The sequence below is a fragment of the Gracilimonas sp. genome (assembly GCF_040218225.1).
GTDB lineage: Bacteria > Bacteroidota > Rhodothermia > Balneolales > Balneolaceae > Gracilimonas.
On the sequence record NZ_JAVJQO010000006.1, the window covers coordinates 640494 to 658581 of the forward strand.

Consider the following 18088-nt stretch of genomic DNA (forward strand, 5'->3'; position numbering starts at 1 on the left):
CCGTTAACGATCCACTCCGGGCACATTAACCGGCTCATTGTTTTGCCACCAGAAAGTTGGAAGTTCTTTCTGATCAGGAAACACCTCATCCAGCGTTTCCGCCTCATACATATACCCATTTTTCATGATATGTGAAATATCCGCGGTATTCCGGATGTTATCCAATGGGTTACTGTTCAGAATCACAAGGTCGGCCAGTTTTCCTACTTCAATAGATCCTAAATCCTGATCCAGCCCAATTCCATCAGCTCCCTGAATAGTGGCTACTTTCAGGATGTCATGCTCGGAAATTCCACCGGCTTGCATCGCCCAAAGTTCCCAATGGTACCCAAGTCCCTGCAGCTGACCATGGCTTCCAACCCCGGCACGTCCGCCCGCTTCAACCAAATCTTTAACAAAAACAGCCTGCTCCTCAAATACATGCTCCTCTTCCATAAACCATCCTGCATTCCGGCGGCGGGTCCGCTCGTCCAGATTTTGATGAGGCATGAACCGCTGAAGCTTCGGCTCATCATGTGGCCGTTCAATAGCATAAAAGTAATTTTCAGCCCACGGTCCGCCATAAGCAACCAGTAATGTGGGGGTATAAACGGTTCTGGAAAAAGAAACCAGATCAATTACATCCTTATAAAGCGGAAATACAGGGAAGGAGTGCTCATGTCCCGGATACCCATCAATTACCTGCGTGAGGTTTTCCTTGAAATCGAGTGAACCTTCCGTAGTAGGCATCAACTCCTGCTCTTTGGCTGCCTGAATGATCCATTGACGTTGCTCACGGTTTCCTGCTCCATACATCTTAATGGTTTTGGTATCATAATATTTGCTATATCGCATCAATACTTCTCGGGCGTGATCCAAGTCACTGATATCTTCACTGCTGAAAACCCCGGGACCGGTTGAATAAACCCGCGGACCCAGCAATTTACCGGCATGTACTAAATCCTGATAAGTTAAAACATCCGTAGTTGCTGTTTGAGGATCACGGGTTGTGATAACTCCATATGCAAGGTTCGTCAGGTACGACCAAAACTCACCACGGTGCAAGTTCACCGGATGCCGGAAATGAGCATGCGTATCCACAAATCCGGGAATAATGGTCTTGCCATTCATTTCCATGATTTCAGTACCCTCCGGGATAGTAACTTCTCCCTGATTGCCAACCCCAATAATCCGGTTATCCTGAATAACCAAATCGGCATTCTCAATAATTTCGTCTCCATTCATAGTGATGAGTCTGGCTCCGCGAAGCACAAGGGTTCCTTCCGGAATATCACGGTCAGCCATTACGGAAATTTCAATTTCCTGTGGTTGATAACCTTTGTCTTCTTCTTTCTCCTCTTCCTCTTCTTCACCAGATTCTTCTTCGGAGTCGGCCTCTTCACTTTCGTCTTCTACCTTTTGCTCTTCCATTTCTTTGGCAGCTTTTACACTGTCTTCATAGGCCTGCTCGTCATTAAAATCATAAATCACATGTGCATTACCAATCGACCAGTGCACGCGATTGGCATCCCAACTCCAGGCGGGGAATTGACCACCAATATCTGTAAGCTGTTTACTCGGAAATTGGCTGGATGAACCTCCCACACGTATCTCCGGTGCTTCTCCTCCTACCTTAGGTACTGTCACTACAAAAAGATCGCTGCGAACCTGAGCAAGTGCCTGATCTCCTTCCGGAGCCATTCTGATCCAGGATGCATTTCCTCCACCGCTTCGGGATACCTCCAAAATTTCTTTTTCATCCGTTCCATCCCATCGAATGGACGACAGACCTCCCCAACTGGAAAGATAAATCCGGTCAGAACCTTTCACAAAGTGTGGATTCCCTCTGTTATTTGTGTAAGTGATGAAATTATTTTCGCTCCCATCAGCATCAATCCAGATTAAATCGCTGGTTCCCTGAAAGGCTGTTCTTCGGGTGGCGTTACGGAAATCCTGAGGCTGTCCTTTTATCAATACAATGCGGGTTCCGTCATTATTCCATACCGGATCCTGGAAAACTCCTTCTTCTTCATTCAACTGCTGAAGACGACGACCATTCGGGCGAACCTTGTAAACTTTTCCAGATTCCGGCGTCCAGGTCACAAAAGCGATCCATTCGCCATTGGGAGACCATACAGGTTGAGCCTGAGTTTCATCCAAATCCACAAGCTTTTTCGGCTCTCCATCAGGCAGCACCATCGTATATATTTCATTCAAAGCAGTAAAAGCAATCTTCTTACCATCCGGCGATGGCACTGCATCCCGGATCTGGGTTATTTCAAACTTTGGTGTGTCTTCTATTGGGTAATCAAAATCCAGTTCCGAACCAAGCTCTATGGTTGATTTTACAGAGAATGGAATCTCAACTGCATCACCTCCATTAATCGGAAGTTTCCAGATTTTACCGCCATAAGAAGCTATCACAAATTTATTATCAGGGGTGAATGACATTCCAGGAAGTACATCACGTGAAGCCCTTGATTCTTGGTCATCATGCTGAACCGGGTAGGCCAGCCAGCTTTCGTCGCCAGTTGTTAAATCGCGTTTTACCAATCCGGTATATTCATCATGCCGTGTTCCGTACACCAGCCATTTTCCATCACTTGAAAGTGTGGGGCGGAATGAAGACCCATACCGGTCTGATTGAACTGTAATTTCTCCTGTTTCGCGGTCGTAAGTTGCAATCTGATATTGCGGCATACTAGCATTGTAATTCCATGTTCCAAATCTTCGGGAGAACCACACATATCGATCATCAGCACCAAAAGCGCCTTCCAGCATCCTAAGGTTACCAGGTTCATCGGTCAAAGCCACACCAGAGCCACCATCGATATGGTACATCCAAATCTTATGATTACCGGGATCATCTTTAGAGGCAATTACATATTTCCCATCCGGCATCCATTCCGGGGATTGATACTCATTATCTTTTCCTTTTGTAAGCTGCTCTTTTTCTTCTGTTTCCAGGTCATAAATCCAGACACCCTCTCCACCAGATGCATCAGAGATGAAAGCTATTTTCTTCCCGTCAGGACTGAACCGCGGCTGACTGTCAAACTGCATGCCCTCAGTAATTTGTACAGCTTCTCCCCCTTCCATTGGAATAGTGTAGAGATCACCGAGATAATCAAATACTATGGTTTTCCCATCCGGACTCACATCCAGTGCTATCCAGGAACCTTCATTCAGATCAAAAGAAAATTCACGGCCGGGTTCCAGTGGAAGATCGTTTTTCTTTTCTTCTTCCGTACTATCTGCATCGGCCTCCCCATCCTGGGCAGCAGAAAGCTGTGGCAAAAAGACTGCAATCAGAACCACAAATAAGGATTTTATCCATTTGTTAAAAAACATGTGCTTTTCCATAGTATGTATACTTTTTGGTTAGAGATGAGAAGCTAAAAAATTTGACGAATCAGCCCAATCGTTTTACAAGTATATACAAGTGTGGTTCTGCTTTTGCCACTAAAACACGAAAGCGCAAGAAGAAGTTATTATCTGATTTCGAATAAAAAAATTGAGACTTCCTCTACTTTGTGTATCGGTAAGTAAGTTGTCACCCTGAACTTGTTTCAGGGTCTGAGAAGAGTGATTTTCTGATCGCGGCAAGCTTCTTCGCTAACACCTCGTCCTTTTCAGATGCTGAATCAAGTTCAGCATGACGACCTGTTAGCTCTTCCAGTCATTTCGAATAAAACATTGGGTTTCAGAAATGTTATCTTCACCAAAAATTTTATGGCATGACATTTACAGAAAAACTTAGAGCCTCGATAAAAGAAACCGGCTCTACCTTATGTGTAGGACTTGATCCAAACCTTGACCTTCTTCCTCAGCCTGTTAAACGGCAATATGAGTCTACTGAGGAACGGGTTACCTATTTCTGTAAACTGGTTATTGATTATACAGCTGAACATGCTGCGGCTTTCAAACCTAATCTCGCTTTCTTTGAAGCTCTGGGGGCAAACGGGCTGGCTGTACTTGAAGAAGTGATTAATCATATTCCAGAAAATAAAATCGTTATAGCTGATGCGAAAAGAGGCGATATCAGTTCTACAGCCGACCACTACAAAAAAGCCTATTTTGATGAATTCAATGCAGATGCCATCACCATTAATCCGCTGATGGGTTTTGAAACGCTGGAGGCGTTTTCCAAAGATGAAACAAAAGGCATGTATGTACTCACACTAACCTCTAACTCTGGAGCCTCAGACTTCCTCAAGCAGCCCTTTAAGAATTTTGACTCCATGTCGGAATATATTGCTGATCAGTTAGCCAAAAAGTCTCGTTTTTCAGACACTCATTTGGGTATGGTGATTGGGGCCACACAAGCTGAAGAAGCTTCCTCCGTTTTAAAATATCATCCCGAAGGAGCTTTACTGATCCCGGGAATTGGTGCACAGGGCGGGTCGGTATCAGAGCTCGAAAAAGCATTAAAAAGTCATGAAGGCATCCCGCTAATCAACTCCAGTCGCGGAATTATTTATGCAGGAAAAGATGAAGGAGACTGGCCAACTTATGTCGCCGAACAAGCCAAATCGATGAAACAGAAATTAAGTTCGATCACAAAGAAGTATGTCTAAAAAACCAGAAGTTATTGTTTACACCGATGGAGCCTGTAGTGGAAATCCCGGACCGGGCGGCTGGGGAGCTGTCCTCATTTGGAATGGCAAAGAGAAAGAACTTTCAGGCGGAGATGCTCAAACCACCAATAACCGGATGGAGATGCAAGCGGTGATTGAAGCACTCAAAGCTTTAAATAAACCCTGCTTGGTTAAAATCCACAGCGATAGTGCTCTCATTATTAATGCCTTTACCCAAGGCTGGATTGACAACTGGCAAAAAAAAGGCTGGCGAAAAGCAGACAAAAAGCCAGTTGAAAACAAAGAGCTTTGGCAAGACATGCTGGTGGCCATGAAGCCTCATGATGTAAAATGGGTAAAGGTAAAAGGCCATGCCGGCATTGAGTTAAATGAAAGGGCAGATCAACTCGCCGTAGCCGAATCGAAAAAATTTTAAATGAAGAATTCTAAATTTAAAATTGGATGCACCCTAATTTTAAATTTTTCACTTTGAATTTTTAATTCCCTAAAGCGAAGCGTAGGGAACCATATCCAGGTCATCAAACTGACCGGCTTCTGCCTTCATTTTCCCTGTTACAGCTATCATAGCCGCATTATCGGTACAATAACTTATTTTTGGAGAAAACAGCTGTACACCCATTTCTCTGGCCATTTTTTCAGACTTTTCTCTCAACATCGAGTTAGCCGAAACTCCTCCTGCCAATAATACCGTTTTAACCCCGGTTTGCTTGATGGATCGCTTCAGCTTCTTCACTAATACCTCGGCAATAGCAAACGACACACTGGCACAGATATCATTTAAATGTTCCTCAATCCAACCCTCTTCTTTATCCTGAAGATAATAAAGCACACTGGTTTTCAATCCGGAAAAGCTGAAATCCAAGCCTTTCTGAAGTAACGCCTGAGGAAATTTGTGGAATTTGAGATTCCCATCTTTAGCTAATCTATCCATATGTGGTCCGGCTGGGTATGGCAACCCCAGCAATTTTCCGATCTTATCAAAGGCTTCTCCGGCAGCATCATCTCTTGTCTGACCTATTATCTCGTGCTCAAAAGCTGACTTCACATAAACCAGCTGTGTATGCCCTCCCGACACGGTAAGCGCTATAAGCGGAAAATCAGGGCTGTTATCAATGAAATTAGCATAGATATGGGCATCCATATGGTTTACCCCAATCAAGGGAATATTCTTTGACAGGGATAACCCTTTGGCAAAGCAAGTTCCAACCAAAAGCGAACCCAGCAAGCCCGGGCCCTGGGTTACCGCTATGGCATCAATTGCGTCCATTGAAATCTCTGCTTCTTCCAAAGCCTGATTCACCGTTTGCGAAATGGTTTTTTGATGAGCCCGTGAAGCCAGCTCGGGTACCACACCTCCAAACTTAAGGTGTATAGACTGTGAAGCAATGACATTGGATTTAATGCCATCAGCTGTTAAAACGGCCGCTGAAGTATCGTCACAAGAGGATTCAATTCCGAGAATATTCATGCATTAAAGATAAGAATGTTGAACTTGAAAGACACTTTTGATGGAACACGGATGAGACGGATCGAGATTATTTTCGCCGATGTGGAATTTTCTTACCCCGGGATCATCCGCTATATCCGTTTTACCTGTGTTCCATCTACAAAACATGATTATCACAAACAAAAAAATCCCGACGGGAAAGCCCGACGGGATTAGATTTATCTGCGTGAGTAAGTGAGTTATACTTTACTTACTTCTTCTCGTCGTCGTCAACTACTTCGTAATCTGCATCTACGGCATCATCGCCTTCATCAGATTCTTCGGAAGCGGATGCACCATCAGCACCAGGAGTTGGTCCTCCGGCAGCTCCACCTGCTGCGGCTTCTTCCTGAGTAGCTTTATATATTTCCTCAGAAGCACCGGACCAAGCCTGATTTACAGCTTCAATCGCTGAATCAATCTCGTCCATATTTTCTTCTTTGTGTGCTTTTTCGAGGGTTTCAAGAGCATCTTCGATGGCTTTTTTGTTATCATCGGAGATCTTGTCGCCGTACTCGTCCAGCTGCTTACGGGTAGAGAATACCAGGCTGTCCGCCTCGTTCAACTTCTCAACACGCTCTTTAATCTTCTTATCTTCTTCTGCGTGTTCTTCAGCAGCTTTTTTCATTTTTTCGATTTCCTCATCAGATAATCCTGAAGAAGACTCGATGCGAATACTCTGCTCTTTACCTGTGCCTTTATCCTGCGCCTTGATATTCAGCACACCGTTCGCATCAATATCGAATGTTACTTCGATTTGAGGCACTCCGCGTGGTGCCGGTGGAATTCCATCTAAGTGGAAGCGACCCAGTGTTCGGTTATCCTGAGCTTTGGCACGTTCACCTTGCAGCACATGAATTTCTACACTCGACTGATTAGCTGCAGCCGTCGAGAAAGTCTGTGACTTGCTGGTTGGAATGGTACTGTTTGCTTCGATTAGAGGAGTCATAACTCCACCCAGCGTCTCAATACCAAGTGTCAGAGGTGTTACATCCAGAAGAACTACATCTTCTACATCACCTGACATTACACCACCCTGAATAGCAGCACCAATAGCGACCACTTCATCAGGATTTACACCTTTACTTGGGTCTTTGCCAAAGAATTCTTTAACAGCTTCCTGGATTTTTGGAATTCGGGTTGAACCACCCACCAGAATTACCTGATCAATATCATTCTTGGTAAATCCGGCATCGTCAAGTGCTTTCTTACAAGGATCTATGGATCGCTTGATCAGGTCATCAGCCAACTGCTCAAACTTGGCACGGCTTAAATCAATATTCAGGTGTTTAGGTCCTGAATCGGTAGCCGTTACGAATGGCAGATTAATATTGGTTTTTTGTGAGCTTGAAAGCTCAATCTTAGCTTTCTCAGCAGCATCTTTGAGTCGCTGCATAGCCATTGGATCTTTACGAAGATCAATGCCTTCATCTTTCTTAAACTCATCAGCTAAGAAATCGATGATACGCTGATCAAAGTCGTCACCACCAAGATGGGTATCACCATTGGTTGATTTCACTTCGAAAACACCATCACCTAATTCAAGGATAGACACATCAAAAGTACCACCACCAAGGTCATACACTACAATGGTCTGGTCTTCATCTTTCTTATCAAGTCCATACGCCAGTGAAGCAGCTGTTGGCTCGTTTATAATTCGCTTTACTTCCAAGCCGGCAATTTTACCTGCCTCCTGGGTAGCTTTACGCTGGGCATCGTTGAAATAAGCAGGAACTGTAATAACAGCTTCCGTTACTTTTTCACCCAAATACTCTTCAGCAGTTTGCTTCATTTTTTGAAGCACCATAGCTGAGATTTCCTGAGGCGCATATTTACGATCTTCGATTTCAACACGTGCTGTGTTGTCATCACCTTTAACGATCTTATAATTTACCTGCTTGGTTTCATCTTTAACCTCATCAAACATGCGTCCCATGAAGCGTTTAACAGAAGCAACGGTTTTATCCGGGTTCGTGATAGCCTGACGTTTTGCAGGCGCACCAACCAGTCGCTCACCATCTTTGGTGAAAGCTACAACAGAAGGAGTAGTTCGCCCACCCTCGCTGTTCTGGATTACCACCGGCTCATTACCTTCCATTACGGCAACGCACGAATTGGTAGTTCCTAAGTCAATTCCTATGATTTTTCCCATTGGTCTAAAATCTGAGTTTTATTTGTTTGATTTAATATTCTTTTGTTCGCCACAAAAACTCTAAAACACGACATTAGTTTTTCTTTCGTGTTTTAGAGCTTTCGTGGCCTTAATCTATTTAACCGGAATGGATTGTGAGTCCTTCAAAGCCTCCGATTTGGGCATGGCGATTGTCAAAACACCATTTCTGAAACTGGCTGACACTTCGGCCGCATTTACATTTTGCGGAACCGCAAATGCCCGGGCAAAAGCTCCACGACGACGTTCTTGTCGTTTAAATTCTTCACCATCTCCAGCAGTGATTTCACGTTCACCTTTAACCGTCAGCACATTATTTTTCAGAGAAATACCTATCTCTTTTTTGGATAATCCCGGAAGATCAAGCAGAATTTTAAATTCTTCTTCACTCTCTACGATATCACAGTCAGGAGCAAAATCTTTGTCTTCGTTGGCCAGCGGTACCACTTTCTCAACAAACTGCTGAATATCTTTTCCCAGCTTGGAGAGGTGTCGCTCTATCTCAATACCAAATTCTGTAAAATCTCCCATGTGCGTAATGGTTCGTTTATGTTCACCAATAAACAAGCAATAGCAATGCCAATCAGGGAAGGAGGTGGGAAAACTGACGTATTGACGGACGTATTGTCAGGAGTTAAAGTTGAGAGTTGATAAAGTGATGAGTGATAATTGGTTATTTCAGACAGTACAGCGCGTTCAAGCGGATGCTTGCGCTATTCTGGTTCTGTGACTTAGGATGTAATAAAATAAATCCTACTCATCTTTTTATCACCGCATCAAACCAGCTAGATCTTCCCAGAAACCGGGGTAGGATACGGCAGCGCTCTCTGCATCTTTGATGGTGCACTCTTTTTGAGCTTTGAGTGATAGTACCGCTGAGGCCATAGCAATACGATGGTCGTGAAAAGATTCAAACGTAGCAGATGAAAATGTAAAGTCCGGATCTCCGTGAATAATAAGACCGTCTTCTTTTTCTTTAAAGTCAGCTCCCACAGCTTTCAGCATTTTTGCCATAGCCATGATTCGGTCAGTTTCTTTGTGACGAAGTTCTTCCGCGCCGGCAATTTTAGAAGTGCCTTCAGCAAATAACATAGCTACTGCTATTACAGGAAGTTCATCAATACAATTGGGAATAATCTTTGGATCTATTTCGACAGCCTTCAAATCGGAACCTTTTACAATGATATCACCAGCAGGCTCTGCCCCCTCCATGCGTTCATTTTCTATGGTGATATCGGCTCCCATTTCACTTAAAATATCCAGTAAAGCGCTGCGAGTCGGATTCAAGCCTACATTTTCAATCTTAATTTCAGCATCTTTCTGAATAGCACCGGCCACCAGCCAAAATGCCGCCGCAGAGAAATCCCCTGGGATAGTGTAGCTCTGATTCGGAATTTCATCAGCTGAACTTGCTGAAATGATTCTCCGATCCTGAATTACTTTTTGATCGAGACTTAACAACCGTTCGGTATGATCCCGGCTGGGCAGGATTTCAATAACCTGTGTCAGCTCTTCTCCGAATAATCCCGCCAGTAATACACATGATTTAAGCTGGGCGCTTGGGATTGGAAGTTCAAATTTGAGGGGTTTTAAAGCTTCATTTCGGTTGATAAACAACGGAGCATAGGCACTATTTCGGGCCAGAATATGCGCGCCCATCTTCTCCAGTGGATTGATAATGCGCGTCATCGTTCGCCCACACAACGACTCGTCTCCGACAAGCTTTGCCGAAATTCCAGCACCTACCAAAACTCCCGAAAGCAACCTCATAGCTGTTCCTGAATTTCCACAATCAAGATCTTTATCTGGAGTTTTAATGTGGCTTCTTCCCGTTCCTTTTATAAAAAGAGCACCTTTTTCTTCTTTAACCTCAGCTCCAAGCTGCTGAACACAACTCAACGTACTTTGGGGATCCTGAGCCTGGGAATAGTTTTTCACCTCCGAAACACCTTCATGCAGTAAAGAAAAAATGGCAGCGCGCTGCGAAATTGACTTATCAGGAGGAAGAATAAGCTCACCTTTCAAAGATGAAGCCGGATTAATTTTTTTTATCATGAATCTGTTTGGCTTAACAATCTCTGAGCTTTTTGCTCTGCTTCAGTACCGGGATAGGTATTCACAATAGAATTCAATATGGTCATGGCTTCACCACGATTCCCCAGGCGAATGTGGCATTCAGCAGTGGCATACATCGATTCTGATACCCAGTAATCAAATGCTTCAAATAGCACCTTCACTTTGGCAAATTCTTCGATGGCCATATTGAATTCATCCTGCTGCTGAAGAATTTTTCCAAGGTAATACTGTGCTTCTGCACCAATTTCAGTTGTGCTTTTCTCGGCAATAGGAAATAGCAGTGCCCGGGCTTCCTCATAATTGTCATTGGTGAGAGCTACTTTACCCAAGCCCACTTTTGCTTCTTCGTTATTGGCATTTACCTGTAATGCAGATTCATATTCTTCTTTAGCCTGCTCTACTTTTTCCTGTGCCAGACTGGCATTCCCCATTCCAACATATGCCTCTTGCCTGAACCGCGGAGCTGATTCTAAAAGCTGAGTATAGTTCGCATGTGAACGTGTGTATTCTCCCCGTTCAAAGTTTAGCGTACCCAAGGATGTTAGTGCCGATGAAGCTAAATCATCACTTGGAAATTCATCAATAATGGTTTGATATGCTTCAATGGCATCTTCAATCTGATCAAGTTGACGGTAAGCCTCTCCAAGGTTGGAATAAGCTTCGGGCATGAGCCTTTCTGAGTTTGTAACCCGCAAATACTGTCTGAATTCTTTAATCGCATTTTCATAATCACCCGACTGAAAAACATTTAACGCCTGTCGGTATCGCAACTGATCGGCCGTGGAGCTGGTCGGATTATCACTTAAAAACTCTTCTAAAATCACAGAACTGCTATCCGACCTTCCTGCCGATAATTGTGCATACTGAATTCCGTTAATCGCCTCAATGATATAACTGCTCTTCGGATATTCATTCAACACTTTTTGGTAGGCAGCAATAGCCCGCTCATACTCGCCAGCATTATAATAGGCATCACCAATGTTATATTGTGATCGAGCCGCCCAATCGGTTCCCGGATACTTATTAATTACTGTTTGAAATTCTTCGACAGCCTGTGAATAGTTATTTGTGTTCAGATAGATATAAGCCACATTATACTGAGCCTGCTCTCTTAGCCTGCTGAATGGATAAATTCGAAGGGTTTTCCGGAAGTTTGAGACGGCATCGAAAGTACGACCTGCCCGGTAATAACTGTTTGCGATCTGAAACATGGCATAGTCGCCTCCGGGTTCAGCTCCAATTGCTTTATTATAGCTTGCAATGGCTTCCCGATATTCACCAAGTGCATAATAAGCATCTCCGATTCTCAACTGAGTGTCAGTATCATATGGAAAAAGAGCCGTTTCAGGTTTTTCATAATTTTGAAGAAAATCTTCCAGTGGACCTACAGCATTTTCATATTGTCCCATTTCGAAATAACTCCAGCCCAGGGAATAGAGCGCCGGTCCCATCATTTCATTATCGGGATAGTTTTGGGTATACATCCTGAATCGTTGTGCAGCACTACTAAACTGATTCATTTTATAGTAACTGTCTGCACTCCAAAACAATGCTTCCCGGCCAACTTCTGTGTCAGGAGTTTCAGCATATACCGATTCGAATATGGGCTGAGCTTGCTGGTATGCCTGGTTTCGATATAAAATCCATGCTTTCTGGAATCGTGCCTGACGTTTCAGCTCAGGATCAATGTCACCTACTTTCTCTGCTTCTTCAAAAGCCTGAATAGCCCGTGTATACTCCGCGTTTGCAAAGAAAGCTTCGCCAAGCATGGCATAGATTTTTGCCGGCTCTTCAAGTTCAACATCGCTTCGCACCAAATCCAAAAGCACCTCAATTGCCTCTCCATATAAAGAAGCCTGAAAAGCGGAAACTGACCACTCATAGTAAGCCCTTTCAACCCAAAGTCCGGTTTTATATCGTTCTCCAAATTCCCGAAATGAGTTTATAGATTTACGATACTGACCACCAAGCTTTTCATTTACCGCTTTATAGTATTGAGCTTTGCGTGCAATTTCGTCATCACCTACTGCGGCTTTTCCAAACGACTCTGCTGCCCAGTGATAAATTTCCTGTTTGTTATACACCCAACCCAGTCCATAATGGGCAATGCGCTCCTGGGGTGTGCCCTTGGTCATGTTGATATAACGCAGATAAGATTTTGAAGCCGCGTCATGTTGACTCAGGTAATTCTGACTTTCAGCAATCAGAAATACAGCTTTTTGCTGGGATTCTCCTTCAAGGTAAGGCAATGCACTATTTAAAGCTTCAATCGCATCTTCATATTTCCCCTGCATGTAATAAGATTCCCCAAGCGCCGTACCAACCCTGCGCGTTATCTCATTATTCGGATATCGCTCTTTAAGTACTTCAAACGCTATAGATGAAGCATTATACTGCTGCTGAGATAAATAAAGCCTGCCCCGTGCATAAAGGGCTTTTGGCGCCCATTCAGAATCCGGGAATTCATTGGCCAACTCCATGAAATAAACTCTTGAATCGGAATAATCTTCGTTCTCTGCAGCCGCTTCAGCTATCCAGTATTTCGTTTTAGCTGATTCAGTCCCTTTCATCCAGGAAGAGATGGCCTGCTGATAATATTCTATTGCTTGCTCATATTTTCCGTTATCTGTAAAGCGATGGCCGAGGTCTTTTAGTAATTTTTCTGAAAGATCACTTCCCGGATAGTTCAGGACAAATTGCTTGTAATAGGACTCTATATTAACGGAATCTGATCCTGTTCTTGCTCTCGCCAGATAGTAATCTGAAGAGATTCGCATGTTGTGGTTGGGAAACTCCGCGTTAAACTCTTCAAAATACTCGACCGCTTCTTCAAAGAAACCATTTTCATAGAGATTTATGGCTCTTTCATACAATTGGGTTGACGGTGACTGTATATTCTGTGCCGGAAGCACATTCACCAGAAATAATGAAATAAGGAAAGTAAGAAGGCTGCTTTTAGGGACGAAGTGCATGAACTCGTCAGAATAAATAGGGTTAATAGTTACTTCTTATATGTCAAGATAGCGAATAAGTTCATCCGCACGGTCAGAAAAATTGTGCTCCAGCACCTCGCTATTGGCTTCCGAGGTTATAGTATACCCAAAACGGCGTAATCCTGCGCTTACAACGGAGGAATCTTCGAGGTTCAATTTAAAAGAAACCCGATAGGCCTGATTTTTTGCATTGGGTTGTTGAACAGCCACTCCCAATATTTTTGCGCCTTCCATTTCGATGATTCGAACCAAATCAGAAAGCGTAAAATCAACCTGATCCAGCTCTACAGTGATAACGGAGCCAAAGCTTGAAAGGTTGAATACATCTCCCAGGGCACTTAAGACATCTCTTTTCTTAATCATGCCCTGAAATTTCATTTCTTCATCCGTAACAGGTAACAGAAATAGCTCCTTGGCAAGCATAATACGTGAAGCCTCAAATAAATGCTGATTGTATGGCACAAAAATTGGGTCTTCCAGCTCTACTTCAGAAAGCGGAGATTCCTCATCCACAACTTCGATAAGCTTACCCAGCGAAGCCATACCCACCACACGATTATTGCTATCCACAACTGTGAATTTGGTTGTGTGCAACAGATCGATCTTCATCAACGCTGTAGCTACGGTATCTTCTACCCGAAGAGGTGATATGTCTGTATTCAGGATTTCGTTTATTAGCATAATTGATTATACAACTTCGCCATTAGTACCAATAGTATCCAACAAATGGGATAATTGCTTAAAATCTTTTTTGGCGATACTAAAGGTTAGTTCAACATCGGTACCTTCATAGGTTTCTTCTTCAACATTGGCGTTCTCATGAATAAAAGCAACTGCCTTGTATTTTGAAACCGGGATTTGCAGTGTGTAACGGCTGTAATCAAGCTCTATCATCTCTTCAATGCTATTTTCAAGCTCTTTAAGGCCAATTCGTTGTTCTGCAGAAACAAACACTGCATTCGGATACATTCTCTTCATATCTGCAACCTGGTGCGCATCCATCTTGTCTACTTTGTTAAACACCAAAATCGTTCTTTTGTTCGTGGCTTCAATTTCTTCCAGTGTTTCTTCTACTACTTCTATGTATTCCTGAGCCATTTTTGATGAAGCATCAACTACATGAAGCAATATATCGGCTTCACGAACCTCATCTAACGTAGATTTAAAACTTTCGACCAGGTTATGGGGTAGTTTTCGTATAAATCCTACCGTATCTGACAGAAGCACAGAGTGGTTCTCAAGCTCATGCCGGCGTACAGTGGAATCAAGCGTAGCAAATAAACGGTCTTCTGCAAATACTCCTGTTTCTGTCAGCGCATTCATCAAGGTTGATTTTCCGGCATTGGTATAACCTACCAGCGATACTCTATTCATTCCCTCCCTGCCTTTTCGCTGCGTAGTTCGTTGTTTACTCAGTTTTTCGAGCTTGTCTTTTAATACAGAAATTCGCCGGCCAATCAGCCTTCTATCCGTCTCAATCTGTGTTTCACCCGGACCTTTGGTTCCAATCCCCCCTTTCTGGCGGGACAAGTGAGTCCAGTATCGGGTTAAACGGGGAAGCAGGTATTCGAGCTGGGCAAGTTCTACCTGAGTCTTGGCGGCAGCTGTTTTGGCACGAGCTGCAAAAATGTCCAGAATCAAAGAACTTCGGTCCAAAACTTTGGCATCGGTACCTTTTTCAACATTCCGGATTTGCGTTGGAGAAAGATCATCGTCAAAAATAACCGTATCAATGTTCTTCTCTCCCATGATACGCTTAAGCTCGTTGAGTTTACCTTTACCAATGTAAGTAGAAGGGTCGGGGTGAGTTTTATTCTGGAGTACTTTTTCAACCGTAATCCCACCGGCAGTATCAGCAAGTAATTCGAGTTCATCTAAATATTCTTCTGCCTGAAATCTCGTGGTTTCAGGTCCATATAAACCTACCAATACAACTCGTTCTCGCTCTATATCGGAATTTTTTACGTCGTCTAGCAAATGGGTATTTTCTTAATTAGTCTTCCTGAATTCTCTTGAGGTCGATATCGGGTATCGCTTGTCCTTCAAACTTGTTTTCCAGTTTCAAAGATACAATTTTTTTTACTGCTTTATATCGGTTCTCGGGCACAAATAGTTTCAATTGCTTATACCCTTCAGCAAGCGACTTGTCCAGTTCTGAGTAGTTAAAAAGGTATTCAACCCCACCCTTTCCGGGTTTCACTACATAGTCTAAAATTTGAAACCAGGGAATCGTTTGAGAAGGTTCGTTTATGTTCTTCACGATGCCATAGTCAGTGATATAATACTTAGAGGCCAAATAGCTTGAAATGAACCACATGGTACCAATCCATACATAGGCAAAAAAAACGGGAAACCTTGCAATATCTCCTGTGAATACCACTATCGCTGAAAGGCCTAAAATCATTCCAAGAAAAACCGTAGCAAATAGTGGGTAGCCGTTTAGTTTACCCGCTCTCCAGCTAAGGCGCACTTTTCTCAGTCTAAGTTTATTCTGAAAAGAATAACCAGCCAATAAAGTGGATGCAATGGTAAACATTACAATCACACCACGAAAAAATGTGGAGAGTATTTCTTCCATTAACTCACTGTTTCTGCTTTATACCATATAGAAACTAAAGATTCTGTTATTAAAAATAACAAGCCTGCCAACATAAACCAGTTCCAAATTTCTTTACCAAATCCCGAAGCCATAATCTCGTTTTGTAACTCTTCTTCATTAAGTTCAGCGGTATTAACCCAGTTTATCTCCCCTCCGTCTATCAGGTTCTCGAGCTGTTGCTCATCCGTTTCTAAGAAATCTGATTCTTGAGGGCTGAGGTTCGCTGAAAGTATATATTGTTGATTCCCATCAGTGACCGTAACCCAACCCGGCTTCCATTCTTCTGCCGGGTACCTGAGGCGGACACCAGATGAAACAATATCTACCGTAGGTTTAATTTCATCTTCGTCTACTTTGATAACGGCATTTTCACCGTCAATATTTCCTCTCCAGCTAAAGGTGTCTCCCAGTTGATGATTTGCAAACCCGCCCTGGTCAGAAGAGGCTGAATACAACAATATTCGATAATAGAATGGTGCAAAAAGAGGCTTAACAGGAAAATTGGACCAACCCGGATCGTTTCCGATAGTAGCTATAACCAAACTCCCCTCACCAAACCTTTTCTCATGAACCAGTACATCTCCATTATTCATGCTTAGCAAATCAAAACCGGTACCTGAAGTGTTGGTCACCAGTTTCAGATAATAGTAGATCTCAGGGTTTGTAAACCTTAACTGTTCATCATGCTTTCTTTCAAATAAACCGGAAAATGCAGGATGATCTTCCAGCAATTCATCGGCAGTGGCTACTGAGCTAAATGATGCATATTCCCCCTGAATTCCCCCAAATCGACCAGCATTAAATTGGGTAAATAAACGATTATAATTATTGATATCCCCATTTTCTGAAGGAAAGAACATCACTCCTCCTCCATTTTGTACATACTCCTGAAATGACTGAAAACTATATTCAGGAATTGATTCAACACCGTCCAGCAGAATCGCATCAAATTCACTCAGATTTACCGATTCAAAAATATCTGTGGTTGCTTCCTGATAGGAAAGCTGCGCATCATTTTCACCAGCTACCCGAAGCATGGCGCCCGTATAAGAAATAAAATCCGGATTGCGATTCTCTTCGCTTACCCACAACACATTCCGCGTTTCAGGAACCTGTACAGTGAAGAAATACTCGTTGTCGGGCTGAAATTCATCCCCTTCAATTATCAATTTCCCTTTTGAAGAACCCGTTTTGGAAGGAGTGATTTCAAAGGTAAAGGTCTTTCTCTCATTAGCCGCTAGTACCACTGAATACTGCCCGGCATTTTGTCCCTCAAACTCCAGAGACACAAATTGATTTACAGCCGCTACATCGCTTTGATTAGCCAGCTCAACATTGAGTGTGAAAGGAATATTTGTGCCTATCATATTTGTTGAAGTGCTGACCTCAGAAATCATAGTATTTTGAACCTCTACTTCCCCAACATCTATGATACTAATTGAAATATCTTCCAGGTCCATATCTTGCAAATCATCCAGCTGACTAAGCTGGCCATCCGTAATCACAAAAATATTTTTATTCTGATAAGGAGCTTCTTTTACCGACTCTATCAAACCTGATAACCTGTTTAGCGTAAAATTACCGGCTGATTTTATTTCAATTTCATCTACTGTTTTAAGAAGGTTTGCCCTGCTCAGTATGTTGCTATATTCTCCTTCTCCATTTGTAAGCTGAAGCATAAAACGGTCTTCATCTTTAGCAGAGCTTTCGATGTTACCAATTACCTCTTTGGCATATTCAAACAATGGCCCTTGCTTCCCGATTCTAGACATACTTATACTATTGTCTATCAGGATCGCGTTTAGGGCCGGAGCCTGTGCACTTCCTCCAGCTGATAAGCCTGGCGGTAAAAAAGGGCGGGCAAGCACCAACGCGAGACAGGCAATAGCCAGCAAGCGAAGAATCAAAAGAAGGTATTTCTTGATCCGAATGCGCCGGATAGTCGTATTCTTTAATTCCTGAAAAAAAGCCAGCGTAGAAAATGCTACCTTTTGTGGGCGCTTAAGGTTAAGCAGATGAATAAGCAGTGGTAAACCCACAGCAATCAAGGCAAATAAAAAAATTGGATTTAGAAAACTCATTTAGCGCTCAAAAAATGTTACCTTTATTTTGTTTAACCGGAACTTTTTGTGATCCCGGAAATTAGCCAATACAGAACCAAGACTTAAACAGCTCATTATTTCTTAT

The 18088-nt window shown here is 43.0% G+C and carries 13 protein-coding genes; 3 read left to right on the plus strand and 10 right to left on the minus strand.

Features of this window, described 5'->3' with window-relative positions; all coding sequences use genetic code 11:
- Nucleotides 1–3 precede the first annotated feature (3 nt).
- A complete protein-coding gene (locus RIB15_RS10080; protein WP_350202021.1) occupies nt 4–3342 on the minus strand; it encodes an amidohydrolase family protein in 3339 nt (1112 codons plus the stop codon).
- Between the two features lie 374 nt (nt 3343–3716).
- On the opposite strand from RIB15_RS10080, the gene pyrF reads away from it, so the two are divergent.
- Entirely contained in the window at nt 3717–4556 is an 840-nt protein-coding gene (gene pyrF / locus RIB15_RS10085) for an orotidine-5'-phosphate decarboxylase (RefSeq protein WP_350202022.1), read from the plus strand.
- Nucleotides 4549–4992, plus strand: coding sequence for a ribonuclease HI (rnhA, locus tag RIB15_RS10090; protein WP_350202023.1), 444 nt, complete (start codon nt 4549–4551; stop codon nt 4990–4992). The genes pyrF and rnhA overlap by 8 nt, the downstream gene beginning before the upstream one ends.
- A 69-nt stretch (nt 4993–5061) precedes the next feature.
- On the opposite strand, the gene tsaD is transcribed toward rnhA, so the two are convergent.
- The gene (gene tsaD, locus RIB15_RS10095; RefSeq protein WP_350202024.1) at nt 5062–6045 is read right to left on the minus strand and encodes a tRNA (adenosine(37)-N6)-threonylcarbamoyltransferase complex transferase subunit TsaD; all 984 of its coding nucleotides are present in this window, start codon (nt 6043–6045) and stop codon (nt 5062–5064) included.
- A gap of 15 nt (nt 6046–6060) precedes the next feature.
- On the opposite strand from tsaD, the gene RIB15_RS10100 reads away from it, so the two are divergent.
- Nucleotides 6061–6240: a hypothetical protein gene (locus RIB15_RS10100; protein ID WP_350202025.1), complete on the plus strand. Its 180-nt coding sequence runs from the start codon at nt 6061–6063 to the stop codon at nt 6238–6240.
- A 34-nt stretch (nt 6241–6274) separates the two neighbouring features.
- Here RIB15_RS10100 and dnaK read toward each other — a convergent pair whose 3' ends face one another.
- From dnaK to RIB15_RS10140, 8 genes are all read right to left on the minus strand, one after another.
- Nucleotides 6275–8215, minus strand: coding sequence for a molecular chaperone DnaK (gene dnaK / locus RIB15_RS10105; protein WP_350202026.1), 1941 nt, complete (start codon nt 8213–8215; stop codon nt 6275–6277).
- A gap of 114 nt (nt 8216–8329) precedes the next feature.
- Entirely contained in the window at nt 8330–8764 is a 435-nt protein-coding gene (locus tag RIB15_RS10110) for an Hsp20/alpha crystallin family protein (RefSeq protein ID WP_349355739.1), read from the minus strand.
- A 237-nt stretch (nt 8765–9001) separates the two neighbouring features.
- Nucleotides 9002–10288: a 3-phosphoshikimate 1-carboxyvinyltransferase gene (gene aroA / locus RIB15_RS10115; protein WP_350202027.1), complete on the minus strand. Its 1287-nt coding sequence runs from the start codon at nt 10286–10288 to the stop codon at nt 9002–9004.
- The gene (locus tag RIB15_RS10120) at nt 10285–13281 is read right to left on the minus strand and encodes a tetratricopeptide repeat protein (protein ID WP_350202028.1); all 2997 of its coding nucleotides are present in this window, start codon (nt 13279–13281) and stop codon (nt 10285–10287) included. The genes aroA and RIB15_RS10120 overlap by 4 nt, the downstream gene beginning before the upstream one ends.
- 36 nt (nt 13282–13317) lie before the next feature.
- On the minus strand, nt 13318–13983 hold the full coding sequence (locus tag RIB15_RS10125; RefSeq protein ID WP_350202029.1) for a CBS domain-containing protein: 666 nt from the start codon (nt 13981–13983) through the stop codon (nt 13318–13320).
- 6 nt (nt 13984–13989) lie between these two features.
- The gene (gene hflX / locus RIB15_RS10130; RefSeq protein WP_350202030.1) at nt 13990–15279 is read right to left on the minus strand and encodes a GTPase HflX; all 1290 of its coding nucleotides are present in this window, start codon (nt 15277–15279) and stop codon (nt 13990–13992) included.
- A 16-nt stretch (nt 15280–15295) separates the two neighbouring features.
- Nucleotides 15296–15880, minus strand: a complete 585-nt coding sequence (locus RIB15_RS10135; protein WP_350202031.1) for a hypothetical protein — start codon at nt 15878–15880, stop codon at nt 15296–15298.
- Entirely contained in the window at nt 15880–17982 is a 2103-nt protein-coding gene (locus RIB15_RS10140; protein WP_350202032.1) for a BatA domain-containing protein, read from the minus strand. Before RIB15_RS10140 ends, RIB15_RS10135 begins: the two co-directional genes overlap by 1 nt.
- Nucleotides 17983–18088: the final 106 nt, after the last annotated feature.